The following is a 24565-nucleotide window of genomic DNA, read 5'->3' on the forward strand; positions in this document are numbered from 1 at the left end:
AGGGCTAGTTATTCGCCGCGGTAGGCGTACCACTGCACGGAGTTGGCTGGAAGGTGTAGGCGCAGGCCGTGCTCGTTGGAGTGGACGTGGCGGGGCAGGTCATTGCCGGCGCCTTCATAGACGGCATCGTCAGTATTGAGCACTAACTCCCACGTGCCCGGGCGGGTGGGGTTAAGGGCAAAATCCAGGTGGGAGGATCCGGAAAGGTTGACCACGGCAAGTAGGGCAGAACCATCGTCGCCGTAGCGCTCGTAGGCAAGGACGTTGGCGGAGGCGGCATCGGCAAGCACCCAGTGGAAACCAGAAGCATCAAAGTCACGCTGCCACAATGCTGGGGTGGAGGTGTAGACAGCGCCCAAGTCGCGTACCAGGCGCTTGATGCCGCGGTGCCACTCGCCGCCCCAGCCCTCCAGATTGGCCCAGTCCACAGAGGTGGACTCATTCCACTCGGTGGTTTGTCCAAATTCTTGGCCCATGAATAGCAGGTTCTTGCCGGGGTGGGAGAACATGTAAGCGTAGAGGGCACGCACGCCGGCGGCGATATTCCAGTCATCGCCGGGCTGGCGCGACCAGATGGTGCCTTTGCCGTGGACTACCTCATCATGGCTAAAGGGCAGCACGTAGCGCTCTGAGTAGGCGTAGACCATAGAAAACGTAATCTCGCCGTGGTGGTGGCTGCGGTGGATGGGTTCGCGGTGGAAGTACTGGAGGGTGTCATTCATCCACCCCATGTTCCACTTCAGGTCAAAGCCCAGCCCGCCCTCAGAAGTGGGGGCGGTAACCCCTGGCCAGGAGGTGGATTCTTCCGCGATGGTCCACACCCCGGGGTGGGTGCGGTGCACCGTGGCATTAGTCTCCTGCAGGAACTGCACGGCTTCGAGGTGTTCACGCCCGCCGTGGATGTTGGGCAGCCAATCATGGCGGGAGTAGTCCAGGTAGAGCATGGAGGCTACGGCGTCGACCCGCAGGCCATCGACGTGGAACTCTTCTGCCCAGTACAAGGCGTTGGCCACCAGGAAGTTACGGACCTCATTGCGCCCGAAATTGAACACGTAGGTGCCCCAGTCGGGCTGTTCACCGCGGCGCGGGTCCGGGTGCTCGTAGAGCGCCTGGCCATCGAAGCGCCCCAGGGCAAATTGGTCCTTGGGGAAGTGGCCGGGAACCCAGTCCACAATCACGCCGATGCCCGCGTTATGCAGGGCATCAATGAGCGCCTTGAGCTCATCCGGGCTTCCCCAACGTGCGGTGGGGGCGTAGTAACCAGATACCTGGTAGCCCCAAGAACCCCCAAAGGGGTGTTCTGCCACCGGCAGGAACTCCACATGGGTGAAGTGGTGCTCCTGCAAGTAGGGGATGAGCTCTTCACGCAGCTGGTTGTAGGTGCAATTCTGCTTCCAAGAACCGATGTGGAGCTCGTAGATATTTACCGGGACGTCTAAGGCTCCGGTACGCTCCTGGAGCCACTGGGAGTCTTGCCACTGGTAGGTGGAATGGGCGACCACGGAGTCAGTCTCTGGCGGGCAGGTGGTGGCCTTGGCCAAGGGGTCGGCTTTGTCTATGCGCCCGGCGTGTTGGGTCTGGATGGCAAACTTGTAGCGCTCCCCGGGGCCGATCCCCGGGACAAAGACCTCCCAGATCCCCGATGAGCCCAGGCTGCGCAGGGGGTATTGGGTGGGGTTCCAGCCGCAGAAATCACCCACCACAGCCACGCCGCGGGCATTCGGTGCCCACACGGCGAACGAGACGCCTTCTACGGTGCCTAAGTCTGTGTCATAGCTGCGTAGATTGGCGCCGAGGACCTCCCACAGGCGTTCATGGCGGCCTTCGGCGATGAGGTGGAGGTCCATCTCCCCTAGGGTGGGCAGGAAGTGGTAGCCATCGGCAACCTCGCGCGGTGGCTGGCCGGGGTAGGTGATGCGAAGACGATAGTCCTGCCCTTGGTCCAAAGGTGCGGCCCAGATGTCGTGGCCCTGGGGCTGCATGGGCACTGTTGCGGCGGCGGTGACGAGCTCTACTAGCTCGGCGCCCGGTTTGCGGGTGCGCACCACCCCGTGGTGCCAGCCGTAGACATCATGCGGGGCGTGGTGGGTGCAGGCGTTGAGGCGGTCGAGGTCGGCGGGGGAGATGTGCATGGTGTTAACGCTACCTTGTGCTGTGCGAACGGGGGTTGGGGGTGCCTGGGTGGGATCGGCTGGCCCGGTGGAGCCAGCCGGCCTAGGGGCGGTAGTCGTCTACCTGCCGCCAGGCCAGTGCCTGGCGGCGCTCAGGGACTACCGGGTCCAAGACAAAGATGTGGGCCACATCGCGCTGGGGCTCCAGGCGGACAAAGTTACGCTCGCCCCAGGTGTAGGTAGCCCCTGTGATGGCGTCGGTGACTGTGAAGGTCTGCCCAGGCTCGCGTCCGATGGCGGCAAGGTCTACGTGCACCGTAGCCTCTTGCGCATAACGCGGATCCAGGTTAATGACAGTCAAGACCACGTTGCCGCTTGAGGGATCTGCCTTGGAATAGGCCAGAACGTGCTCATTATCAGCATGGTGGAAACGCAAATTACGCAGTTGCTGCAGCGCGGGGTTATCCCGGCGAATCCGGTTGAGCAGGGTCAGGAAAGGCTCCAGGGAGTCACCGGCGTTGAGCGCGGCAGCGAAATCCCGCGGGCGCAGTTCGTACTTCTCAGAGTCCAGGTACTCCTCACTACCGGGGGCTACCGCCTGGTGCTCAAAGAGCTCAAAGCCGGAATAGACGCCCCACAGCGGGGACAGGGTTGCGGCCAAGGCGGCGCGGATGGCGAACATGGCGCGCCCACCGTGCTGGAGGGACTCATGCAAGATGTCCGGGGTGTTGACAAAGAGGTTGGGACGGCAAATATCGGCCTGCTCGACATGCAGTTGAGCAAACTGCGTTAATTCCGCCTTGGTGGTCTGCCAGGTGAAGTAGGAATAGGACTGACTAAACCCGGCCTTGGCCAGCCCGAACAAGCGCGGCGCGCGGGTAAAGGCTTCTGCTAAGAAGATGACATCCGGGTGGCTGGCGCGCACCGTGGCAATAAGCCACGCCCAAAACTGTGCGGGCTTGGTATGCGGATTATCCACCCGGAAGGTGCGCACACCGGCTTCCACCCACACCATTACCATGTCATAGATGGTGGAGTAGATGGCCTCCGGGGCATTATCAAAGTTAAGCGGATAGATGTCCTGGTACTTCTTGGGCGGGTTTTCCGCATAGGCAATGGTGCCATCGGCCAAGACAGTGAAGAACTCTGGGTGCTCCTGCGCCCACGGGTGGTCCGGCGAGCACTGCAGGGCCAAGTCCAGGGCCACCTCTAGACCCAAATCATGAGCGGCATCTACCAGCTGCCGGAAGTCCTCCATGGTGCCTAGCTCCGGGTGGGTGGCGGTGTGGTCCGCGATAGCCCACGGGGAACCCACGTCGCCCGGCTGGGCCACTACCGAATTATTTCGGCCCTTGCGGTGGACCTGACCAATGGGATGGATGGGCGGGAAGTACACGGTGTCAAAACCCATCTGCGCCACGCGCGGCAGCGCAGCCGCAGTAGTAGCAAACGTGCCGTGCACCGGATTGCCCTGTGTATCTACCCCGCCAGTAGAGCGGGGGAAGAGCTCATACCAGGAATTAAACAGCGCCTCGCGCCGCTCCACCAGGACCTCAAAAATTTGGCCCTCCGTTAGCAACTCGCGCACCGGATGCTCAGCCAAAATCTCAGTGACCTCGGCAGACAGGGCCGGGGCGAGGGCTTCGGTAAGGGCGGCATCGGCAAGGGCGGCATCGGCAGACTCGGCGCTAACAGACTCCAACGCTGCAGCCGCAGCCAACAAGGGGCCAGCCTGGGCCGAGGGAGTCTGCAAAGCAGCCTGGCGCAACACCCGGGCACCATGAGCCAAATCATTGGCCAACTGGGCGGCAGACTGGCCGGCGGCGACCTTCTTTTCCACCGCGTTGCGCCACGTGGCCACCACATCAGACCAGGCATCAACCCGGAAGAACCAGCGGCCCACCCGGTCCGGCACAAACGTGCCATGCACCCGGTCAGGATTATGCGGATCCACCACCATGGTGGTAGAAATCACACCATCATGGGCGTTGGTCCACGCCGAAAGAGTCGCAGCAACGGCATCATGGCCCTCCCGCCACACTAAAGCAGTCACGGGAATGACTTCCCCCACCACCCCCTTAGCGGGCAGCTGGCCAGCGGAAACCTGCGGACGGACATCATCAATCCCAATGCGCGAAATCATGCCTTTAAGCCTATCCCAGGGGTAGGGCACCTGTGTCACTTTCTGCGGGCACGGACCATATAAGGCACTATGTTATCTATGCACTCCCAGACGGAACCCACCCAGATTGATCCCAGCCAGACTGATCCGGATTGGCTCATTGACTTTCGCGGCGTAGAGCTGCGCCGGGGCGGACGCACCCTCGTAGGGCCCATCGACTGGCAGGTCGAATTGGACGAACGCTGGGTCATCATCGGCCCCAACGGTGCGGGCAAGACCTCCCTGGTACGCATGGCATCAGCAGAAGAGTTCCCTTCCGCCGGGGTGGCTTACCTGATGGGAGAGCGCCTGGGACGCACGGACATGCGCGACCTGCGCGCGGCAATCGGCATTTCCTCCGCCGCCGTCCAACACCGCATTCCTGACCACGAACGCGTAGATGACCTGGTCATTTCCGCCGGGTACGCCGTCCTGGGGCGATGGCGGGAAGAATACCAAGACATGGACTTTAGCCGGGCACACGACATCCTGGCCCAAGTCGGCGCCACCCACCTGAAGGAACGCCAGTGGGGCACCCTGTCTGAAGGAGAAAAGAAGCGCGTCATCCTCGCGCGGGCGCTCATGTCCAACCCGGAGCTGCTGATCCTGGACGAGCCTTCCGCAGGCATGGACCTAGGCGGGCGCGAAGACCTGGTGGGCTACCTGGGAGACCTTGCCCTGGATGCTGACGCCCCGGCAATCGTGATGATCACCCACCACGTCGAAGAAATCCCCTATGGCTTTACCCACGCCATGGTGCTCGACGAAGGCACAGTGGTAGCCAAGGGGCTGATCAACTCCGTGCTGACCTCACAGAACCTCTCGCGCGCTTTCCACCAAGACATTCAGGTCGACCGTATTGGAGAGCGCTACTTCGCGCGCCGCGTGCGATAGCTAGCCCCGGGTACCTATGCCAAGCAACGCGACCCCCGCCACCGAGCACACCGGATTCAACGGCGGGCGCCTAGCCGCCACCATCATCGTGGTGCGCGACGGAGACGAAGGACTCGAAGTCTGGGTCCAAGAGCGCGTGCCCACCATGCGCAACTACCCCGGCCACGTGGTCTTCCCCGGCGGGGGAGTAGACCCCCGCGACTTCCCGCCGCGCACCTGGGACTCCGGGGAATTATGGTCCGGCGCGTCCACCATCTCCATGGCGCGCCTGATGGGCGTTACCCGCTACAAGGCCCACGCCTTAGTCTTTGCCGCCGCCCGCGAGCTCTTCGAAGAAGCTGGTGCGCTGCTGGTGCGCGACCTAGGCGGCGATGTGCTTGCCGATGCCCGCGCCTACCACACCGACCGCCTCGCCCTGGAGTCCCATCGCATCTCCTTTACCGACTTCCTGGAAAAAGAACGCCTCAAACTCGACGCCGACCTGTTGGCGCCTTGGGCGCGCTGGGCAGGTGTGGACCGCGGCCAATGGTTTGACACCTTCTTCTTCGTGGCCACCCTGCCGCCCGGCCAGGCACTGGACGCCACCACCTTCGAAGCCGCAGATGCCAATTGGTTTAGCCCGCAACTCCTCCTTGACGGCTGGCGCGCCGGGTTGGTGCGCCTGGCGCTGCCTACCTGGGCTCAACTGGTGCGGCTGTGTGACTACGCGCGGGTGCGCGACGTGATGAACTCCGCTAGCCTGTCTGACCTGCGCCTAGTTATTGGCGAGCCCGTAGATGATCCCCGATACCACGAATACTTCACCACCATCCCAATCGAGCGCATATGAGTTATACCCGCGAAGAAGTCGACTTCCTGGCCGCCGGGGAATTTGACCACCCTGAACTGGGCCTAAGTCCTGCCACCCAGCTGCGTGACGCGGAGTTTCTGCGCGCCCGCTATGGCAGCTTTGCCCGCGCCGTGACCGAGCTGCTGCATGCCCGTGCCAAAGGCAAACTGCCTGGGCCCCGATGGCTTGCCGATGCCGACTCAGTCCAACAAGCCACCCCCGGCCCCGTTGCTGCCTTCCGTGCCGCCTACCTGGCTGGGGCTGGGTTCGACTGCGCCTGTGACATCACCTGTTCTATAGGAACTGAGGGCCACTACCTTGCCGGGGCCGGTCTGGACTATGTGGGTAGCGATCTGGACTCCTCCCGCGTGCGCATGGCCCGCCACAATCTGCCTGGTGCCAAGCTCTTGCTTGCCGATGCCCTCGCCCCCGCCACCACCCTCGGTCCGGGCACTGTGCTGATTGCTGATCCCGCACGGCGGGCCGGTGGCAGGCGCATTAGCGATCCTGCGCAGCTGTTGCCGCCTTTGCCTGACGTGCTTGCCGCCCACGCTGGCGCGCCGATGGCGATCAAGTGCGCGCCGGGGTTGGACTTTAGCCAGTGGACCGGCCAGGTCGATGTGGTGAGCCTGGACGGCGGGGTCAAAGAAGCGTGCCTTTACACCCCGGAGCTCGCAGCAGAAGGCGTTGCGCGGCGGGCGGTGCTGCTGCGCAGCGACCGCGGGGCCCGCACCGCCGGGACCGGCGACAGCGGGCCGGGTAGCCGCGCCAATTGCAGCGGTGACGGTGGGCAGGGTGCTGGCGGAGGGGGTATCGGCAAGCTAGGCGTGAGCGTGGACATTGTGGATGACAGCGCGCCTGCGGCAGAGCTGCCGGGGGCGGGCGCGGTGAGTACCTACCTGATTGACCCCGATGGGGCGATTGTGCGCGGGGGGCTGGTCAAGCATTATGCGGCGCGGGAGGGGCTGTGGCAGCTTGATGAGCGCATCGCCTACCTGACCGGACCGCGGATTCCGGAGGGGGCGTCGGGATTTGCATTCATCGAATCTGTGGCGCCGAAGCGGCTCAAGGCCGCCCTGGCTGCGCATGACTGCGGGGCGGTAGAAATCCTCATACGCGGGGTAAATGCGGACCCGGATGAGTTGCGCAAGCGGTTGAAGCTCAAGGGGAGCCGCCAGATGGCGGTGGTGCTGACGCGGATTGGTTCCCAGCCGATAGCGTTCGTGTGCGGGCCGCGAGTAGTATCTAGCAGGAATCACTAAAGAAACGATTTACGCAACATCGCTGTGCCTAAAATCTGTAGGGCGCGGCGGTTGGGCGTGAGAAGGAAAGGGAAGCGACACATGCCAACTATCGTGGCGTTGGTCAAGCACGTACCTGATACCTGGTCTACCAAGACGCTCTCGGCTGAACACCGGCTGGAGCGCGAGGCCGTGGATAACGTGATTGATGAGATTAATGAGTTCTCCGTGGAGCAGGCATTGCGTCTGCGCGAGGCTCACCCGGACGCCGGCTACCAGGTTATTGCCCTGACCATGGGGCCCGCGCGGGCGGATGAAGCCCTGCGCAAGGCCTTGGCCATGGGCGCAGATGACGCGGTGCACGTGGTGGATGACGCCCTGGCTGGTGCCGATGCCCTCTCCACCGCCTGGACCTTAAGCGCCGCCCTGGAACAGGTGGCGCAGCGTTTTGGAGAGATTGCCGTGGTGACCATGGGAAACCAGGCCTCTGACTCCCAGACCGGCCTGCTGGCTGGCCTGCTGGCGGAATACCGGCAGTGGCCGGCTCTGACCGGGGTGAAGTCCGTGGAGCTCGACGGTGCCGTGGTGCGTGGGGTGCGCGAAGATGCCCACGGGGTGTGGAACCTAGAAGCTGCCACCCCGGCACTGGTGAGCGTGACGGATAAGGCTGATAAGCCGCGTTTCCCCAACTTCAAGGGGCTCATGGCTGCAAAGAAGCATGAGGTGACCACGCTGGCGGTGGCGGATCTGGGCATTGAGGCCATTGCGCCAACCACCCAGGTGACCTCCTCCCAGCCGCTGCCGCCGCGCAGTGCTGGTGCTGTCATCTCTGGCGTTTCTGTGCAAGATGCCGCGCGCCAGATTGCAGATTTCCTGGCCGACCGCAACCTCATTTAAAGGAGCCCACCTATGTCTCACGTCTATGTTTTGGTAGAGCACGAGGCCGGCGCCCTGTCCCCGGTCACTGCTGAACTTATTACTGCTGCGCGTCCGCTGGGCGCGGTTTCCGCTGTGGTGGTCTCAGCTGCCGCGCTGGGGCTGGAAGCTGAGCTGGCGCAGCTGGGTGCCGCGCAGGTGGTGGAGGCCACCGCTGCTGATTATGCCCAGCGCCTGATTACCCCGCAGGTAGATGCCCTGCATGCCCTCGGTGCTGCCAATCCCGCGCCGATTGTGATTGCTGCGACCCCAACCGGCAATGAGATTGCTGGCCGCGTGGCCGCCCGGCTGGCGTCCGGTGCGCTGGCTGAGGTCTCGGAGATTCGCGCTGATCGCAGCGCCGTGCACACCATCTTTGGTGGCACCGTGCGGGTGGAGGCTACCGCGGCTGGCCAATGCCCGGTTTACACCGTGCGCCCCGGTGCCGTGGCTGCCCAGCCGGCCCCTGCTGCTGGCCAGCTTGCGCCCATGCCGCTTCCGGCTGCCACCAACCGCGATGTCACCGTGACCTCCTTTACCCCGGCTGAGAAGTCTGCCCGCCCGGAGTTGTCTGCTGCCAAGGTGGTGGTCTCTGGTGGCCGTGGTGTGGGCGATGAATTTGCCACCAAGGTCGAACCGCTTGCCGATGCCCTCGGTGGCGCCGTGGGTGCCACCCGTGACGCCGTGGACTCCGGGTTCTACGACCCCGCCCACCAGGTGGGCCAAACCGGTGTGACGGTAAGCCCGGACCTTTACATTGCCCTGGGCATTTCCGGTGCCATTCAGCACACCTCCGGTATGCAAACCTCCGGGACCATCGTGGTGATCAACCAAGACCAGGATGAGCCCTTCTTCCAGATTGCAGACCTGGGTGTGGTAGGCGATCTGCATGAGATTGCCCCGGCGCTGGTAGCAGAGATCAACTCCCGCCGCGAGGGCTAAACCGTGAGTGCTCAAGGGGCCGGCGCACAGGTTGCGCGCTATTTCGATTACGCGGCCACCCAGCCCATGCGCCAGGTGGCCATCGACGCCTGGGTAGAGGCCGCGCATTCGGTCAATTCTGGAGCGTCCTATCGTTCTGGGCGCCAGGCGCGCTCCGTGTTGGATGATGCCCGGGAAACCGTAGCTTCATTATTGGGGTGCGAGCCCATCGAGGTCATTTTTACCGCCTCTGGCACGGAAGCCGACAACATCGCGGTGCAGGGGTTGTACCGTGCGGCACGGGTAGCGGGCAGGCCGGCGCGAATTATCACCACGCCCATTGAGCACCCGGCGGTGTTAGAACCTGCCCAGAACTTGGGTGCGGAGGTGGAGTTTTTGCCGCTGGGCCGCGATGGGCACGTGGGTGATTTATCCGCGCTAGACACCCCGGCGGCCCTGGCCACCTGCATGTGGGCTAATAATGAAACCGGTGCCATTCAGCCGGTAGAAGAGCTGTGCCGTCGCGCTAGTGCCCAGGACACCGCCGTACACATTGATGCCGTGCAGGTGGTGGGCAAGGTGCCGGTGGATTTCGCCGCGGTGGGGGCGACCACCTTGGCGGCCAGCGCGCACAAGTTTGGCGGCCCGCGCGGGGCGGGCTTGTTGTTGGCCCGGCGCAGCCCCGCGCCACAACCATTGGCCTTCGGTGGCGGGCAAGAGCGCGGCATTCGCCCCGGCACAGTGGACGTGGCATCGGCAGCAGCATTGGCGGCGGCGCTGCGAGAGTCGGTTGCAGAGATGAACGCCGAAGCCGCCCGGATTGGCGCTCTGCGCGATACTCTGCGCGCGGGTCTGCTGGGGGCTATTGACAACGTGGTGGTTAACACCGCTGAGCCAGCCCTGCCAAGCCACCTGCACCTGTCCTTCCCCGGCACTGATAGCGATAGTTTGCTGATGCTGCTGGACGGGGAGGGGATAGAGGCATCGGCAGGCTCCGCGTGCCACGCCGGGGTCACCCGCATGTCCCATGTGCTCGAGGCCATGGGGGTGAGCGCGGACGAAGGCCGCGGCAGCCTGCGCTTTACGCTGGGCCGCGGCACCACCCAGGCCGATGTGGACGCCGTGTGCGCCACGCTGCCTGGGCTCATTGAACGCGCCCGCGGGGTCTAGGCCCGCTTGGGCCTAGACCGCTCGGCTGGGTCCGGCCTGTTATACGCGCTTGTGCGGGCTGGGCCGTGCCCGCTGAGCCCGACTAGTGTCGGACGCTCGGCTGGCCCCGGCCAGTGTTGGCCAGGCGCTGGGCGCGAATCACATCGGCCACGCGTGTTGTTCGTGTGACTGATGTGAAACTGGTGATAGCTTTAGGCGCATGATTCGCTCTGTCTTTGCCACCCGCCGCCTGGGGGCAGCCGCCACCGCTCTGGTCGCAGCAGCCGCCCTGAGCCTTAGCACGGTACAGCCCGCTGCCCAGGCGCTCAACATCGCCGCACCATCTGGCGTGGATGTCTCCTCCAACCAGCACCTGACCACCGCGGGCATTAATTGGGACGCGGTGAAGTCCGACGGCCACTCTTATGCCTTTGTCAAGGCCACGGAAGGCGAGGGCTGGACTAACGAGCACTATCTTGCCGATGCCCGCGCTGCCCTCAACGCCGGGCTCAAAGTTGGGGCCTATCACTACGCCCGCCCGGCAGGGGATCCGCTGGCGCAAGCCCGCGACTTTGCTGCCCAGATTGCTCGGGTGCCGGGCATGCAGCTGCCGCCCGTGCTGGATTTGGAAGTAGCAGAAGGGCGCTCGCCGCAAGAGCTCATCGCCTGGACGCGCGCATTTACCACTGAGCTGCAACTTCGCACCGGGCGTACCCCCATGATCTACACCTACCGGTACTTCTGGACCGACCACATGGCCAACACCACGCAGTTCTCTGAGTTCCCCTTGTGGCTGGCGGCTTACCAGAACCAGGCCCCGGCGCCGGTCGGTGGCTGGAAGAAGTTGGCATTTTGGCAGCGCTCTGACTCCGGGCGGGTTAATGGCATTACCGGCCCGGTGGATTTGAACCTGTTTAACGGCAATGCCGCGCAGCTAGAGGCATTCGCTGCCGGTAATCACTTCGACTTCGGCGGCATGCTCGAAGGCCTGGTCATCCCTGGCGTGGACCTGTCTGGCGATGCCCGCGCGGCCATCGCCGGCATCCTGGCCCTGGCCGCCGGTGCTGCGGTGGCCCCGGGGCTTACCGACGTCAATTTGCCCGGTGGCAATGAATTGACCCAGATTGCCCAGGCGCTGATTGACAATGACGCTCTTCCGGTACGGGAACTCGAGCGCATGGCGCGCAACGGCGCTAGCTTGTCTGACCTGGCCATGCTGCTGGACAACGCCGCGCATGTGAGCAACACGGACGTCACCGATGGCGCTGGTGGGGCAGGGGCCACCGGTCCCTTGGACGGCGCAAACGCGGGCGCTGCCGCAGCGAGTCTCACGAACGCGGCCAATGCTGCCAAGGGGCTGAACCTCGGTGGTATCAATGCTAGCGAGGTCGCTGGAACGCTTACCCGTCTGTTTCAGCGCTAACCGGTTGGTCCTGCCCCGCGCTTCGCGGCTTTAGTTTTCTGGTCCTGGCCCCGTGCTCCCCGGTGAGTGCGGGGCTTATTGGGGTAAAAGTGCGGGGTTTATCAGGGTGAATAGGGGTAGCAATGGGGCTAGAATTTATAAATGTTTTCTAATTTTGTAGACGTTGCGAGTTGGTTGCGGATACTATCTCTATTCGTGTACTTCCATTCTGGTCGACGGATCGGCAAACAATCCCGATGAACCGACTTTGAAACCTTAGAATCGGAGAGCTAGTCACATGCTTAATCTTGGTATCGGCGACGAGCTTCTTGGCTGGGTAGCTTTTGGCGGGTTCGCCTGGACTTTCGCCATTCCGGGAATCCTGCTGGGCATTGTGGTGTACGCCGCACTGCTAGTTATCAATGCTGCGATAATCCTGCTTTCTGCCTTTAAGCTGTGGATAAAAGCACGAGTACTTCTGGTGCTTCACTGTTTATTGTGCGTAGCCATGACAGTGTTTCTGGCCATAACAGAAGGTGGGGGTAATTCGGCTACCAACCAGGTCCTTGGGACCTATTTGTTGATGGGGTGCGCTTTGAACGCGCTGTCCGTTTTGATGGATGATTTCTTGCTGCGCGTGGCCCGGGCGCGGTCCCAGGATAAACAGGAAGGGGCCGCCGCATGATGTTCCTCGTTCACGTTTTCAATCTTCTGGTCGGCTTGGCTGCTGGGGCGCTGGTTTGCCTGGGGCTTGCGAACTTGCACCGTCTGTTCGGGCGCAGTGCGGACTCGAAGGGCTGGTTCTCTGCGAACGCGTACTTGGTGATCATATGCATAATCGTCTTCGTCGAGACCTTCGCGATGGTGCCAGGGCAGCTGGTTCAAACACCGGGGATGAATTTGCACATTGGTGGCTTTGTTTTGGCTGGGTGCATTGCCAGCCGGGTCGTCGCCAAGAAGCAGCGCACCCAGACCAGTCATGCGGAGCAGAGCCCGCAATACTAGTCCGGTCCAGCGGCGTCGCGGCGCGGGCTAGCACCGCTATAGAATGCTCGCGTCCAAATCGGGTCTTTGTAGTGTGCTGGTACCGCGCCGGAGAGCAATAGCTTGCCGATGCCCCCTGCCGCCGCCGTCCCCTCCGCCGGCAGCTCCCCGTCACTGGCCAGGAGGATGATGTTGCCGTAGCGGCGACCCTTGAGCATGGGCGGGTCTGCGATGACAGCGACGTTTGCATATACCTCCGCCAGACCGGCCAGCTCCGCTTTTGCACCCTGCAGGTCGGAGTGGTCGCCGCAATTGGCAACGTATAGTCCGCCGGGGGTCAGTGCTGTGTGCGCGTGGCGGAAGAACTCCACGGTGGTTAGCGGGCGAGGAGTGGTGTTGCCTGCAAAGACGTCTCGAATGATTACCTCGCAACGTCCCGGCGGAAAACCTTCGGTGACAGTGCGAGCTTCGCCAGCCCGGATTTTTACCCGGGGTGCTTTGGGGATGTCGAAGAGCTCTCGGACCAGCTCGCCTAAGCGGGAATCAAGCTCGACAACGGTGTTGTGTGAGTCCGGCCAGATGTCGGCGAAGTAGCGTGGCAGGCTGCATCCGCCACCGCCTAGGTGGACTAGGCGCCGCCCGGGCGCGAGCTGCTCGACAGCTGCGGCGATCCACCGCATGTATTCAAATTCCAACTCGCGTGGTTGTCCTGGCACGATGTGCGAAGACGGCACACCATTGATGTTGAGGACGTAAGCGCCATCGCGAAACGGGTCGGCTTCGACTTCCAACGTGCCCGTGGAGATTTCATAGGTGCCCACGGGGCCGGCGTTAGCCCTAGAACCTGCGCGCTTTCTACCCATGGGTGAACAGTCTAGGCAAGCAGCCCGCGGAACGTCCACGTGCGGACATCCCGGAGTGCCGCGCGTGCTCGGGAATGTCGCTGCGGTACTTAGTAGGTTATGGGCGCGCCGGACTAACCGACTGGGGGTCGGTCTATTCCCGCTGTGGTGGGCTTGGTGGTGGTGGGTCGGGGTGTGCGGGGCTGGGGATGTACCACGGTGGCCCGCCCCAGGGTGGGAACCAGACGATCCGTCCGTTGATTCGCTCGATGATGCCTCTGCCTGTGGGTTTGGTGGGGTCATCGTCGTTGGTGCCGTTGTGGTACTTGCACAGTGGCACTAAATTAGATGGTTCTGTTTGTCCGTTGTCTTTGTGGCGGCGGATGTGGTGGATCTGGGATTCTTCGGCAGGCTTGTTGCATCCGGGCCAGGCACAGGTGGGGTGTTCTGCCCACGCCATAAGGCGTTGCTTGTAAGAAGCAGAACGAGCAGTATAAAGATTGACCGGGCCAGCAAAGGGGTGGACGAGGGTGATAAGCCCAATATCAGCTAGTTTGCGGGCAACAAGTTGGGCGCCGGTCATGCGTGCGCCGTTGGTGAGTTCTACGGTGATTTCTTCGCCGTGGCCGTGGATGATTTTGTCGAGGTCTTCGAGGCGGATGATGACGTTGGTGCGTACTTGGGGCCTTGCGGCATGCGGGACGGAGTCGTCGTTGTCGTCTGTGCCGAAGAAGATGGTGTGGGCAGCATCAACCAACTCCACCGGACTCGGCCGATAAGGCCTGCCCGCAACCCGACCGCTGTCGCCATCGTCACCACCGTCATGGTGGTCAGCGGTGTTGCTGCCGCTAAGGTCAGCGTTGGCCTGGCTGCCCGTGGTGTCGGGTTCTGCGCCATTGTGGCCGGGGGCGGCGTTGTTGTCCAGGCCGGGGAGGGACTTTTGCGCGGCGTGGGCCTGGGCTTCAGCGGCAACCTGGGCTTCAGCGGCTGCTTGGGCCTCTGCGGCAGCTTGGGTCTGGGCTGCGGCTTGGGCCTCGGCGGCGGCTTGGGCTTGTGCTTGGGCGGTGAGGACTCCGTACATGTCGGCTACAGCTTGTGGGGTGTCTGTAATGGACATGGTGTGGTTGCCGTTGGCCCGGCGTGTCATGCGCACCCCGCGCTCGGGGTTGGATTGTTTAGAAGGCCCGCGGAAGTCTGCGGCGGCGGTGTCGTGTTCTTGCCAGGGCAGTGAGCATAGCAGGAGGCGTAGTTCCCAGCGGCGGTCTTTGTTTACGCGGCTGACGTGTTCTTCGATGCGGGTGAGGGTGCGTAGGCTGTGGCCTTGGGTGGTGGCAAAGTCGCGGGCAGCGGCTTGGGCGGTAGCAATGCTTTTGGCCTGGGCTTGGGCTTTGGCCTGGGCTTTGGCTGCGGCACGGTTGCGGGCTTCGGACTGGGCAGAACGGTTGTGGGTACGGGAGCGGTTGCGGGAGGAGGGGGCATCGGCAGACTCGAAGTAGACCTGTACCAAGTGGGCAAACTCGGCGGCAGTAGTACCGTCAGCGCCCATGGCCAGGAAATCCTCGGCGCTCATGCCGACGCACTCGGCGACTAAGTGGATGCCCCGAGATTGGATGGTGAAAAAATCCCCCGCGTACATGCCGCACAGTCTAAACCGCAGCGGCCACCCGCGCAAGGGGTTGCGCAAACTTTTTTCCGGTCCGATTTGCCACCGCTAATAGACTGGTGCCCATGCGTGTTTTAGTAGCAATGTCCGGTGGAGTGGACTCTTCCGTTGCCGCGGCCCGTGCTGTAGAGGCGGGCCATGAGGTGGTGGGAGTGCATTTGGCGTTGCACCAGGACGCCCAGCAGACTCGGGAGCGGGCGCGCGGGTGTTGCTCGCTGGAGGACTCCGCAGACGCGCGGCGGATTTGTGACAAGTTGGGCATTCCGTTTTATGTATGGGACTTCTCAGAGGAGTTCAAGCAGGAAGTAATTGGGGACTTTGTGGACTCCTATGCTCGCGGGGAGACCCCGAACCCGTGCCTGCGTTGTAACGAGAAGATCAAGTTCGCCGCTCTGCTGCGCAAGGGCATGGCGCTGGGCTTCGACGCTGTGGCCACGGGCCACTACGCCACCATCGACGCCGATGGCTATATGCGTCGCTCTCTGGATGAGAATAAGGACCAGTCTTATGTCCTGGGGGTTATCACCAAAGAAGAGCTAGACCACTGTTATTTCCCCATTGGGGACACGCCAAAGCCGCTGATCCGCGAGGAAGCCAAGCGCCATGGGTTTTCCACAGCCGCCAAGCCGGACTCCTATGACATCTGTTTTATTCCGGACGGCAACACTCAGGCCTTTTTGGGGCGCTCGATTGGCATGCGCCCGGGCATGATTGTGGACACGGACGGCAACCAGCTCAAGGAACACGACGGTGCGTGGAATTTCACCATCGGTCAGCGCAAGGGGCTGGACATCAAGACCCCCACGCCAGATGGCACCCCGCGCTATGTCACCGACATTGATGCCCGCACCGGCACGGTGACCGTAGGGGCGCGCGCAGACTTAGACGTCTGGCGCATAGAAGCTGACCGGCTCAAGTATTTGCACCCGCTAATGGAGGGGGAAGTGGACTGTGAGGTGCAGGTGCGCGCCCATGGCTCAGTGGTGCCCTGCCGCGCGCGCATTGACCGCGCACAAGACCGCATGGAGGTGCTCCTCGACCGGCCCATCCAAGGGGTCGCGCGCGGCCAGGCGGCGGTGTTGTACTTGCCCAGCCCGGATGAGCTGGGCGATATTGTGCTGGGCTCTGGAACCATCTGTGCCACGGCATAAGTAACGAAGACAGGCAAATACGCAGATGACTGGTTTTGCACTAGGGCCCATGCCGGGAACCTCCATGGCGCAGGCGGCGGACATCATCATAGGGGAGTCCGGTCACTTCCCGGCCTTCCCGCAGTTGCCACAGCGCGGCTTAGGTTCAGATGCCGTGGGGCGCACAGCCGGCTTGTTGGAGGGTCTTGCGGTTGAGCGCGGTCCGCGTTCATGGCGTTTGAGCAACCGCCCGCAGTTGTTCACGCACCGGCTGTGGGATCGGCTTGACCGCGACCTCGACGAGGTACAGGCGGTGTGGGGAGAGTCCGTGCCGCTGCTAAAGGTGCAGGTACTGGGCCCGTGGTCCCTCGCGGCCGCGCTGGAGCTGGCCAACGGCCACCGGGCGATTACCGACCGTGGGGCGCTGGAGGATCTCACGGCGGCGTTGCAGGAGGGAATCGGCAAGCATGTGCATGACATTGCCCGCCGCTTCAATGGGCAGGTTCGGGTGCAACTAGATGAGCCCGCCCTGCCAGCAATCCTGGCTGGTCGCATTCCCGGGACCACGGATTTTGATAGCATCCCCGCGGTTGCTGCCGAGGTCGCCTTAGAGCGCCTGGCGCGTTTTGGCGCTGATTTCCTCCACACCGCCCCCTTGTGGGAGCTCGCGCCTGCGGCAACCACGCTGCTTACGGCCTTCGATGGTCTGGATAATTCCCGGGATTTAGACGGTCTGGGGCAGTGGTTAAGCGCGGGCGGGCGCGTTGGCCTGGGTATTGCCGGGCGTGATGCTCGCGCGGAAGCCATTGCCCTGGCCCGCCACTTCGACCAGATGGGCTTGCCGCGTGAGCTGCTCGTTGAGCAGGTGGATGTCTACCCTGTGCTTGCCGATGCCGCCCGCCTGCGCGAGGTGGTTGCCACCGCAGGGATGCTCCAGCGTGATGCCGGGGATCTGTAGGCGGGGGTGCGGGCTAATCGACGCGCCCGAGGCTGTCCGTGTGAGTGAGGATGTCTTCCATGTAGGGGATGACAAAGCGTAGGCTGCCGTAGCCGGCAGGTTCAATAAGGTCTGCGTCTAGCAGATATTGGCGTGTTGAGGACAGGGATTTGGTGGTGCTGCCAAGGGTGGCGGCAATATCTGCTATCCGGGAACTGCCAGTGGCAGGATCAATGCAGTGTGCCATCGCTTCTAAGAAGCTGCGTTGGCCAGGTGATAGATCTATCAGGGCGGGTTGGTGGACGTGTACTCCGAGGGTGGTTCGGGCGGCAGTTGCAATGGAGGCAATGTCGTTGTCGGTGATGGTGTGCGAACCGCGGCGGTGTGCCCGGTCCCAGGCCAAGGAGCCTACCAGTTGCACCATATATGGGTATCCGCGGGAGAGTACTACAGCCTGGTCGATAGCTGCTGGGGCGAAGGTTATTCCGGAGTCCTGCGGGGTAGCGCGAAATGCCGCAGCGGCGTTTTGTGGTGAAAACGGCCCTAAGACAAACTTTTGAGCTCTCCGCAGGAAGGTAATGCCCGGAAGACTCAGTAGACGGTTGATGCCTTGTGGGAGGCCAACGGCCACGAGGGCGATGTCTAGCTCATCGCGAATCACATCTTGATAGGCGGTGGCCAGCTCCATTAGATCACTGGCGTCTGCATCTTGGACCTCGTCAATACTGAGCAGCACCCCAGTGCCTTTTAGCTGGGAGATGAGCGCCCGCAGTTCAGTTTTCAGATTTGGAATATAGGACCGGCTGGATTCTTGGGAGAACCCGATGGAACCTATTCCGCTGACCCCTATCTGGCTGATTGTGCGCTTTGAAATGGGAGAAAGGGAAGTTAGCGCTTCAGGGATGGTGGTCTCTACAAGCTCCTTCACCATCGTGCCGCGACCAGATGCGCGAAGACATATCCAACCGTGGGTACGAGCTTTGTCTTCGATCTCGTTGAGCAATACAGTTTTTCCGATACCGCGGGCCCCGGAAATGAGCAATGAACGACCAGCAGATCCTGGACCGGCGCTAAGAGCACTATCAAAGGTGTCGAGGACGCTGTGTCGGCCCACCCAAAAGACCGGTGGGACACCGAAAGTTGGGCGAAATGGATTCTTTGCAGTGATCACAGCTTCCATGATACGACCCGTGGAGAACTTAGAGAATTTGGAGAACTCAGAGAACTTGCGCGGCTTAGAGAACTCAGAGAATTTACAGAACTTGGAGAATTTGGAGAATCTCGAGTTCGTGGCGGGGCGGAGGCTGGTGCAGGCCGCCGCTAGGAAATCATCGGCCAGGCAGTTGAGACCCCGGAGGCATCCTTGCCCTGGCCTTCCAAGTACTTTTTAAACGCCGTGCGATCCTCGTACCAGCTCACAGCCTGGAACTCCATAAGCTCATCAGTATCCATCTGTGCTAGGTCAGGAAATACCTGGCGGACCTGTTTCCAGGCCACGCGGGCGGATGCGAGGGCATCGGCAGTGGCCTCATGGGCATTGCCCAACTCCACACCGTAATGGTCGCACACAGCCGTGAGGGTGCGCTTGCCCTTGCGGAATTTGTCCTTGACTCGGTCGATGAGGAAAGGGTCGTACACGGGACCATCGACCGTAAAGTCACCGGTAAGGGCACGCAGCACCGACAGATCATAGGCAGCGTTATAGACAATAAGAGTTAGGCCATCGTCCCACGCTTGGCGGATGGAATCCACGGTTTCCTGAAGCACCTCAGCATGGGGACGGCCTTCCGCCTGGGCCTTTTCGGTAGTAATGCCGTGGACACTGGCGGCGGCATCGGGAATGGGCACTCCGGGGTCGGCGAGCATCTCGCGGGCATCAACCTCACGGCCGTCAATGCGCACTAGGGCGGAGGTGACAATGCGGGCCTCTTGAGGGTTAACGGAGGTGGTTTCCAGGTCAAAGGAGAGCATGCGGCTAGCGTCGAATTTCATGCCACTTACTCTAGCGTCTGGGGTGGACACGGGGCTGCCGAGCTGTTCGGCAGGCCGGGCGGAATGACCTTGACGTTGCGTCATAGTGTATAAAGGCGACATGCGTATAAAGGCGACATGCGAATTTCTTCCGTAGCGGGGATCGCGGGGTGCTCCGTGCGCACGATTTACCACTACCACGCCTCATTTTCGTGTGTACCCTGTGGGATAGTGACCACGTGAGTATCCGGCTGGTGAAAGGGGAGTTGACCACGCTGGCAACCGTTGCGCGGCTGGTGGCTCGCAAACAAGTGCTGCCGCAACATGCTGTGGCCATCCCCGCGTGGCGCGGCTGGTGGCACATTCCCGTAGCGATGACCGTGGCATCCTTGATCGAGGTTGTTGCTGTGGAGCTCATCGTCCCTTGGCCGGCGGTACGTGTGCTGGTGTTGGTGGTTACGCTATATAGCCTGGTGCTGTTGTGGGGGGATGTTTGGCGCGCGGTGGGTCTATCCTCACTATCTAGACGGCCCAAGCCAGCCAAACGTTGTGGACCAGGCAAACGTTGCGGACCAGCCAAACGGCGCGAGCGAGCCGCTCGATGTAGAACAACCACGCCGTGCATCACATCTGCGGTACCGGGGGCAGGAAGTCCTCGCAGTCTCCGCCAAAGGCACGGTGTCCCACAGCAGGGGCTTTGAAACAGAGCACATTGCATTCGAAGGCGACACCTTGATCATGGGTGGCGATGGAACCAACCTCCAATTAGAGCTGATGGAACCCACTACGGCTAGGATTGCCGAGTGGCCATGGCAGCGTGCCCAGTGCCACCAGGTATCGACAGTTCGAATTGGGGTTGACGCCCCTGACGCTACGGTGAGACAACTGGCTAAACTAGTTGACCGTGACTAACTCTGGAGCAAACCCCGTAGACATCCAACGCCAGTGGTCGGAACTCGCCCAAGAAGTGCGCAAGCACCGCGAGCAGTACTACAACGGGCAGCCATCGATCCCGGATGCCGACTTTGACCAGCTCTTTGCCGCGTTGGTACAACTTGAGGCGCAGCACCCGGAGCTGCAAAGCCCAGACTCGCCCACCCAGCAAGTAGGCGCAGCCCCGGAGGGCGCTGCCGACATCGAACACCTAGAGCGGCTCTACAGTTTGGACAACGTCTTTGATGCCGCTGAGCTGCAGGACTGGTTGGACCGCACCCCGGCCAAGGCCTACCTGACGGAGTTAAAGATTGATGGTTTGTCCATTGACCTGGTCTATCGTGACGGCCAGCTGGCCACTGCAGCTACTCGTGGCGATGGGCGAGTGGGTGAGGACATCACCGCTAATGCCCGGGTAATCGAGGACATCCCGCAGCACTTAACTGGTAGCGATGATTATCCGGTGCCCGCACTAGTGGAAGTACGCGGGGAGGTCTACATGCGCCCGGACGATTTCGAGCAGATTAACGCTGCGCGCCGGGAGGAGGGCAAACCCACCTTCGCTAATCCGCGCAATGCTGCCGCTGGCGGCCTGCGCATGAAAGACCCGCAGGAGGTAAAAAAGCGCCGCCTGCACATGGTCTGCCACGGCTTAGGCGCCCGCGAAGGCTTCGAGCCCACGTCGCAGCACGATGCCTATGAGGCATTGTCGGCCTGGGGTTTTCCGGTAAGCCCCTATACCCAGCTCGTCCACAGCGCGCAGGAAGTACAAGACCGTGTGGCTTACTGGGCGCAGCACCGCCATGACGCCCATTTTGAGATGGACGGCTTAGTGGTCAAGGTGGATGATCTGGCCAGCCAGCGATCTTTGGGAGCCACGTCGCGGGCACCGCGCTGGGCAATTGCCTATAAGTACCCGCCGGAAGAAGTCACTACTAAGTTGCTCGACATCGAAGTCGGCGTGGGCCGCACCGGCCGGGTGACCCCCTATGCAGTGATGGAGCCGGTATTTGTCTCCGGGTCCACGGTGTCCAAGGCCACGCTGCACAACCAATTCGAGGTCAAGAATAAAAATGTGTTGATTGGTGATACCGTTATCATCCGCAAAGCCGGGGAGATCATTCCCGAGGTCTTGGGACCAGTGTTGGACCTGCGCGATGGTCGTGAGACCGAATGGGTCTTTCCCACACACTGTCCGTCTTGCGGCACCCGGCTTGCCCCGCAGAAAGAGGGCGATCAAGATTGGCGCTGCCCCAATACCCAAAGCTGCCCGGCACAGTTATCAGCACGCTTGGAGTATCTGGCCTCCCGCAAAGCACTCGACATCGAGGCGCTGGGGGAGAAGGCCGCTATTGACCTCATAGCCTCCGGGGCATTGACTGATGAGTCCGACCTTTTCGACCTAGATGAAGATGCACTGCTGAAGTCCTCGGCGTACACCAACAAGGAGGGCGAACTTAATGCCCAGGGCAAAAAGCTACTAGAAAACCTCAAAACCGCCCGGGACACCGATTTCTGGCGCGTCCTTGTAGCCTTGTCCATCCGGCATGTGGGTCCCATTGCTGCCCGTGCACTGGCAGCCCGCTTTGGCTCGATGGAGGCGCTGCGGGCGGCATCGGAAAGTGAGCTGGCAGATACCGATGGTGTCGGGGACATCATCGCGACGTCGTTCAAGCAATGGTTTGAAGTGGACTGGCACCGCAACATTGTGGAGAAATGGCAGGCCGCGGGCGTCACCATGGAAGAGGTGGCCACCGACAAACCCGCGCAAACCCTTGAGGGCCTTAACATCGTGGTCACCGGGACGCTGGAGAACTTCTCCCGGGACTCAGCAAAAGAGGCAATTGTCTCCCGCGGCGGCAAGGCCTCAGGCTCGGTGTCGAAGAAGACCGACTTTGTGGTGGTGGGGGCCAACGCCGGCTCCAAAGAGGCCAAGGCCCGCGACCTGGGCGTGCGCATCATCGATGAGGCGGGATTCCAGCGCCTGCTGGACACCGGTGAGGCCTAAATGTCTGGCCTAAAGGTCAGGCCTAAAAGTGAGGCGTCGATTAGCATCTGCAAAAGCGTCGAGAAGCTCTAGCACCTCGGGGGCATGCCACGCGCGCTTAGCCTTGGTGACCTGCGATGACCGGACAATGCCGTCGTCTTCCAGGCGTTCAAGTGCGCGCCGGGCAGTGGCGGGGGAGACATTGAGATGCTCGGCCACGCCGGCGGCGTCCACGACAGGTTGTTGAATCAAGTAATCCAGAATCTTTCGGGCGGCCGAATCAGCGCGGAGCGTTGTGGATTCCGCCCACTCAGTGCGAAGAGCCATTAGCTGGGAGCCTAGCTGACTGCCAAGCATGGTGGCGGATACGGCGGCATCGGAAAACAGCGAGATGATAGCGGCGACGTCTCCGTCCCGGTAGGAATCGAGAGCCGCAAAGTACCGCTGCGTATCTGACAATAACGCGGCGGAGATTGGCAGAACGCCGTTGGTTGTTAAACTCGATTGGCCCAGAATCGCATGTACGAGTGCGCGCCCAGTCCTTCCATTGCCGTCTGCAAACGGATGGATTGTCTCGAACTGCGCGTGGGCTAGTGCGGCTTTCGCGAGAGCAGGAATATCTTCCCGGCGGATAAACTCTGTAAGGTCCTCTAGGAGGGATTGCACGTAGCTATGATGCGGCGGTACGAATAGTGCACCGACTGGGTGGGCGTCGCTTCCGCCGATCCATACGGGCTCATTGCGAAACACACCAGCGATGTGCGGTGACTCGCTACCTAAAAGCAGAGCGTGCATGGCGCGGATACTTTCAGAATCTATGTGCCGAGTGTGTATTGCCTTCCGCATCATCGTGGTGTTGGCAGAAATGAGCGCTGCGTTGCCGCGGCCAGTTTGGAAGGCTTCCGCCTCTAAAATCCGGCGCGCGGATGAGCTCAGCTGCTCGATGCGTGAGGAGGCGAAAGATTCTCCGCGCAACAGCAGCGGCGCAAAGGGCGCAACAATTCCAGCGTGTTTTTGATCGAAGCGAGCGATGGCGGCGGTAGCTTCCGTCAGGCTGGTGACAACTGGTGCCGAAAGCGCAACATCTTGTTCAGCGATTGGCGCAACGATCGAGCTGCAGTACGTGCGCGGCTGTTTAGCTCGCATCCGTCGGGACAGGGGAGCGGAAGACGACCAGGTCAGCTCTTCATAGGTCACAGTCGGCCACATGGAGCTAATGCTACCAAGGAAGGCGATCACTTATGAGCTTAAGTGATCGCCTTGGTGTACAACGCGATCACTTAAATAGCTGTGGGCCGTGGGCGCTAACGCAGAAACGCCCCCAGGATGGTGCCCAAGTTGCCCAGGTGCTCAACTTCGGAGGCCAGGTACTCAGGCCCGCCCACCCGGCCCATGACCAGCACCAAGCCGGTGTTGCCCAGCGGGGCGGCGGCCAGAGAAGAATCCAGCAGAGACCAGCTTTCTGGAATCCAATCCTCGCGGTCTGGGTGCAGAATGCGCGCAGACTCCACATCAATGGCGGGTGGGTTGCTGCCGTCGTCCTCAGGCGCAGCGGAGGAGGCCGCAATGCGCCGAATAGGCTGGCCGTTATCTATAACGATGGCCCAGTTGGACGTCAGCGCACGCGGAATGGCGGCCACAACTTCCTCCATGGCGGCGGTCAGGTTCTTCTGCGCCACCACGTTGGCCAAAAACTCAATCTGGCCGCGCCTGTCCACGCGGCCGCTAAAGGGGCGGATGGAGTCAATTTCCACGCCGGTCACGCCCTGAGCGGCGGTAATAATTTCATCCGCCATGGTTCCCTGCGGTAAAGAAACCACAATGTCATCCATGACGGTGCCGTCGGGGAAGTTTTCTACAATATCGACAGACTCGATGTCTGCATTGATAGCCCCTAAGGCATCAGCTAAACGGCCGAGGCTTCCCGGGGAGTCAGGGACAAGGACGCGAATAAGGAATGACATGTCTTTAGGTTCTTTCCATAGGTGTAATTAGCTCCCTGCCATGCTACCCGTGGTATTAATCACTGTTCAAGGGCTTCGGGCATTTTTCAAGGTCTTAGTGCCCGTTCCGGTGGTGGGCAAGCGGCCCTCCCCGGTGCGTTGTGCGGGGTGGGTGTGCAGTAACATGGTGCGTTAGCAATCACCCGATGCTGGTGGATGAAGTGTGAATGAAAAGGATGGAGTTCGCGTGTCTGAGATTTCGCGGGAAGAGGTCGCGCACCTGGCTAAGCTGTCGCGCCTGGCCCTAAGTGAACAGGAGCTGGAGCAGTTCGCGGAGCAGATTGACAAGATTGTTGATTCTGTCTCGGCCGTGGGCAAGGTGGACGCCACTGGGGTGGAACCTATGAGTCACCCGCACTCTGTGGTGGCGCCTATGCGTGAGGACGTGATTGTGCCCACGTTGACCGCACAGCAGGCACTGGACCAGGCCCCCGCGGCGGAGGAAGGCCGCTTTGTGGTTCCGCAGATTCTGGCTGGAGGAGATGAATAATC

Annotated in this window: 21 protein-coding genes; 13 read left to right on the forward strand and 8 right to left on the reverse strand. The window is 61.8% G+C overall.

Annotated features, from left to right (window positions below; all coding sequences use genetic code 11):
• Positions 1-8 precede the first annotated feature (8 nt).
• Entirely contained in the window at positions 9-2132 is a 2124-nt protein-coding gene (glgB, locus tag G7Y31_RS04815) for a 1,4-alpha-glucan branching protein GlgB (RefSeq protein WP_165009121.1), read from the reverse strand.
• Between the two features lie 82 nt (positions 2133-2214).
• A complete protein-coding gene (locus G7Y31_RS04820; protein WP_165009123.1) occupies positions 2215-4254 on the reverse strand; it encodes a maltotransferase domain-containing protein in 2040 nt (679 codons plus the stop codon).
• Positions 4255-4323: 69 nt separating this feature from the next.
• Here G7Y31_RS04820 and G7Y31_RS04825 point away from each other — a divergent pair, with 69 nt between their 5' ends.
• The 9 genes from G7Y31_RS04825 to G7Y31_RS04865 all read left to right on the forward strand — a co-directional run bounded on the left by G7Y31_RS04825 (position 4324) and on the right by G7Y31_RS04865 (position 12628).
• The gene (locus tag G7Y31_RS04825) at positions 4324-5166 is read left to right on the forward strand and encodes an ABC transporter ATP-binding protein (RefSeq protein WP_165009125.1); all 843 of its coding nucleotides are present in this window, start codon (positions 4324-4326) and stop codon (positions 5164-5166) included.
• 16 nt (positions 5167-5182) lie between these two features.
• On the forward strand, positions 5183-5995 hold the full coding sequence (locus tag G7Y31_RS04830) for an NUDIX hydrolase (protein WP_165009127.1): 813 nt from the start codon (positions 5183-5185) through the stop codon (positions 5993-5995).
• Complete coding sequence (locus tag G7Y31_RS04835; RefSeq protein WP_165009129.1) at positions 5992-7257, forward strand: THUMP-like domain-containing protein; 1266 nt, start codon at positions 5992-5994, stop codon at positions 7255-7257. Before G7Y31_RS04830 ends, G7Y31_RS04835 begins: the two co-directional genes overlap by 4 nt.
• 81 nt (positions 7258-7338) lie before the next feature.
• Positions 7339-8133: an electron transfer flavoprotein subunit beta/FixA family protein gene (locus G7Y31_RS04840; protein ID WP_165009131.1), complete on the forward strand. Its 795-nt coding sequence runs from the start codon at positions 7339-7341 to the stop codon at positions 8131-8133.
• 12 nt (positions 8134-8145) lie between these two features.
• Positions 8146-9093: an electron transfer flavoprotein subunit alpha/FixB family protein gene (locus G7Y31_RS04845; protein ID WP_165009133.1), complete on the forward strand. Its 948-nt coding sequence runs from the start codon at positions 8146-8148 to the stop codon at positions 9091-9093.
• A gap of 3 nt (positions 9094-9096) precedes the next feature.
• Positions 9097-10242, forward strand: a complete 1146-nt coding sequence (locus G7Y31_RS04850) for a cysteine desulfurase family protein (protein ID WP_280527298.1) — start codon at positions 9097-9099, stop codon at positions 10240-10242.
• A 199-nt stretch (positions 10243-10441) separates the two neighbouring features.
• Positions 10442-11644: a glycoside hydrolase family 25 protein gene (locus tag G7Y31_RS04855; protein WP_165009135.1), complete on the forward strand. Its 1203-nt coding sequence runs from the start codon at positions 10442-10444 to the stop codon at positions 11642-11644.
• Positions 11645-11921: 277 nt separating this feature from the next.
• Positions 11922-12308: a hypothetical protein gene (locus tag G7Y31_RS04860; RefSeq protein ID WP_165009137.1), complete on the forward strand. Its 387-nt coding sequence runs from the start codon at positions 11922-11924 to the stop codon at positions 12306-12308.
• Positions 12305-12628, forward strand: coding sequence for a hypothetical protein (locus tag G7Y31_RS04865; RefSeq protein WP_165009139.1), 324 nt, complete (start codon positions 12305-12307; stop codon positions 12626-12628). Before G7Y31_RS04860 ends, G7Y31_RS04865 begins: the two co-directional genes overlap by 4 nt.
• Here G7Y31_RS04865 and G7Y31_RS04870 read toward each other — a convergent pair.
• Both G7Y31_RS04870 and G7Y31_RS04875 read right to left on the reverse strand, forming a co-directional pair.
• Complete coding sequence (locus G7Y31_RS04870; RefSeq protein ID WP_165009141.1) at positions 12625-13470, reverse strand: spermidine synthase; 846 nt, start codon at positions 13468-13470, stop codon at positions 12625-12627. The genes G7Y31_RS04865 and G7Y31_RS04870 overlap by 4 nt on opposite strands.
• Positions 13471-13603: 133 nt before the next feature.
• Positions 13604-15085: an HNH endonuclease signature motif containing protein gene (locus G7Y31_RS04875; RefSeq protein WP_244977442.1), complete on the reverse strand. Its 1482-nt coding sequence runs from the start codon at positions 15083-15085 to the stop codon at positions 13604-13606.
• Positions 15086-15177: 92 nt separating this feature from the next.
• On the opposite strand from G7Y31_RS04875, the gene mnmA reads away from it, so the two are divergent.
• A complete protein-coding gene (gene mnmA / locus G7Y31_RS04880; RefSeq protein ID WP_165009144.1) occupies positions 15178-16263 on the forward strand; it encodes a tRNA 2-thiouridine(34) synthase MnmA in 1086 nt (361 codons plus the stop codon).
• 25 nt (positions 16264-16288) lie between these two features.
• On the forward strand, positions 16289-17200 hold the full coding sequence (locus G7Y31_RS04885) for a uroporphyrinogen decarboxylase/cobalamine-independent methonine synthase family protein (protein WP_165009146.1): 912 nt from the start codon (positions 16289-16291) through the stop codon (positions 17198-17200).
• Between the two features lie 13 nt (positions 17201-17213).
• Here G7Y31_RS04885 and G7Y31_RS04890 read toward each other — a convergent pair whose 3' ends face one another.
• Both G7Y31_RS04890 and G7Y31_RS04895 read right to left on the reverse strand, forming a co-directional pair.
• Positions 17214-18359 carry an ATP-binding protein gene (locus tag G7Y31_RS04890; protein ID WP_165009148.1) on the reverse strand — a complete coding sequence of 382 codons (1146 nt, stop codon included), beginning with the start codon at positions 18357-18359 and terminating at the stop codon, positions 17214-17216.
• A gap of 140 nt (positions 18360-18499) precedes the next feature.
• The gene (locus G7Y31_RS04895; protein ID WP_165009150.1) at positions 18500-19171 is read right to left on the reverse strand and encodes a 3'-5' exonuclease; all 672 of its coding nucleotides are present in this window, start codon (positions 19169-19171) and stop codon (positions 18500-18502) included.
• Between the two features lie 883 nt (positions 19172-20054).
• On the opposite strand from G7Y31_RS04895, the gene ligA reads away from it, so the two are divergent.
• Complete coding sequence (gene ligA, locus G7Y31_RS04900; protein ID WP_244977444.1) at positions 20055-22091, forward strand: NAD-dependent DNA ligase LigA; 2037 nt, start codon at positions 20055-20057, stop codon at positions 22089-22091.
• A 9-nt stretch (positions 22092-22100) separates the two neighbouring features.
• Here the strand turns inward: ligA and G7Y31_RS04905 are convergent, their stop codons facing one another.
• Both G7Y31_RS04905 and G7Y31_RS04910 read right to left on the reverse strand, forming a co-directional pair.
• Positions 22101-23279 carry a Fic family protein gene (locus G7Y31_RS04905; RefSeq protein ID WP_165009154.1) on the reverse strand — a complete coding sequence of 393 codons (1179 nt, stop codon included), beginning with the start codon at positions 23277-23279 and terminating at the stop codon, positions 22101-22103.
• A 95-nt stretch (positions 23280-23374) separates the two neighbouring features.
• Positions 23375-24034, reverse strand: coding sequence for an ACT domain-containing protein (locus tag G7Y31_RS04910; RefSeq protein WP_165009155.1), 660 nt, complete (start codon positions 24032-24034; stop codon positions 23375-23377).
• 226 nt (positions 24035-24260) lie between these two features.
• Between G7Y31_RS04910 and gatC the strand changes: the two genes are divergently transcribed.
• Positions 24261-24563 carry an Asp-tRNA(Asn)/Glu-tRNA(Gln) amidotransferase subunit GatC gene (gene gatC, locus G7Y31_RS04915; protein WP_165009156.1) on the forward strand — a complete coding sequence of 101 codons (303 nt, stop codon included), beginning with the start codon at positions 24261-24263 and terminating at the stop codon, positions 24561-24563.
• Positions 24564-24565 lie beyond the last annotated feature (2 nt).

Origin of the sequence: Corynebacterium lizhenjunii (assembly GCF_011038655.2) — a bacterium.
GTDB lineage: Bacteria > Actinomycetota > Actinomycetes > Mycobacteriales > Mycobacteriaceae > Corynebacterium > Corynebacterium lizhenjunii.

Bases quoted from the DNA above. Each gene is read 5' to 3' on its own strand.
- G7Y31_RS04885 (WP_165009146.1), top strand. From the start codon at position 16,289: ATGACTGGTTTTGCACTAGGGCCCATGCCGGGAACCTCCATGGCGCAG.
- G7Y31_RS04905 (WP_165009154.1), bottom strand. From the start codon at position 23,279: ATGTGGCCGACTGTGACCTATGAAGAGCTGACCTGGTCGTCTTCCGCT.
- G7Y31_RS04865 (WP_165009139.1), top strand. From the start codon at position 12,305: ATGATGTTCCTCGTTCACGTTTTCAATCTTCTGGTCGGCTTGGCTGCT.
- G7Y31_RS04910 (WP_165009155.1), bottom strand. From the start codon at position 24,034: ATGTCATTCCTTATTCGCGTCCTTGTCCCTGACTCCCCGGGAAGCCTC.
- mnmA (WP_165009144.1), top strand. From the start codon at position 15,178: ATGCGTGTTTTAGTAGCAATGTCCGGTGGAGTGGACTCTTCCGTTGCC.
- G7Y31_RS04875 (WP_244977442.1), bottom strand. From the start codon at position 15,085: ATGTACGCGGGGGATTTTTTCACCATCCAATCTCGGGGCATCCACTTA.
- G7Y31_RS04860 (WP_165009137.1), top strand. From the start codon at position 11,922: ATGCTTAATCTTGGTATCGGCGACGAGCTTCTTGGCTGGGTAGCTTTT.
- G7Y31_RS04830 (WP_165009127.1), top strand. From the start codon at position 5,183: ATGCCAAGCAACGCGACCCCCGCCACCGAGCACACCGGATTCAACGGC.
- G7Y31_RS04890 (WP_165009148.1), bottom strand. From the start codon at position 18,359: ATGGAAGCTGTGATCACTGCAAAGAATCCATTTCGCCCAACTTTCGGT.
- G7Y31_RS04840 (WP_165009131.1), top strand. From the start codon at position 7,339: ATGCCAACTATCGTGGCGTTGGTCAAGCACGTACCTGATACCTGGTCT.
- G7Y31_RS04845 (WP_165009133.1), top strand. From the start codon at position 8,146: ATGTCTCACGTCTATGTTTTGGTAGAGCACGAGGCCGGCGCCCTGTCC.
- G7Y31_RS04855 (WP_165009135.1), top strand. From the start codon at position 10,442: ATGATTCGCTCTGTCTTTGCCACCCGCCGCCTGGGGGCAGCCGCCACC.
- G7Y31_RS04895 (WP_165009150.1), bottom strand. From the start codon at position 19,171: ATGAAATTCGACGCTAGCCGCATGCTCTCCTTTGACCTGGAAACCACC.
- G7Y31_RS04825 (WP_165009125.1), top strand. From the start codon at position 4,324: ATGTTATCTATGCACTCCCAGACGGAACCCACCCAGATTGATCCCAGC.
- G7Y31_RS04820 (WP_165009123.1), bottom strand. From the start codon at position 4,254: ATGATTTCGCGCATTGGGATTGATGATGTCCGTCCGCAGGTTTCCGCT.
- G7Y31_RS04870 (WP_165009141.1), bottom strand. From the start codon at position 13,470: ATGGGTAGAAAGCGCGCAGGTTCTAGGGCTAACGCCGGCCCCGTGGGC.
- G7Y31_RS04835 (WP_165009129.1), top strand. From the start codon at position 5,992: ATGAGTTATACCCGCGAAGAAGTCGACTTCCTGGCCGCCGGGGAATTT.
- glgB (WP_165009121.1), bottom strand. From the start codon at position 2,132: ATGCACATCTCCCCCGCCGACCTCGACCGCCTCAACGCCTGCACCCAC.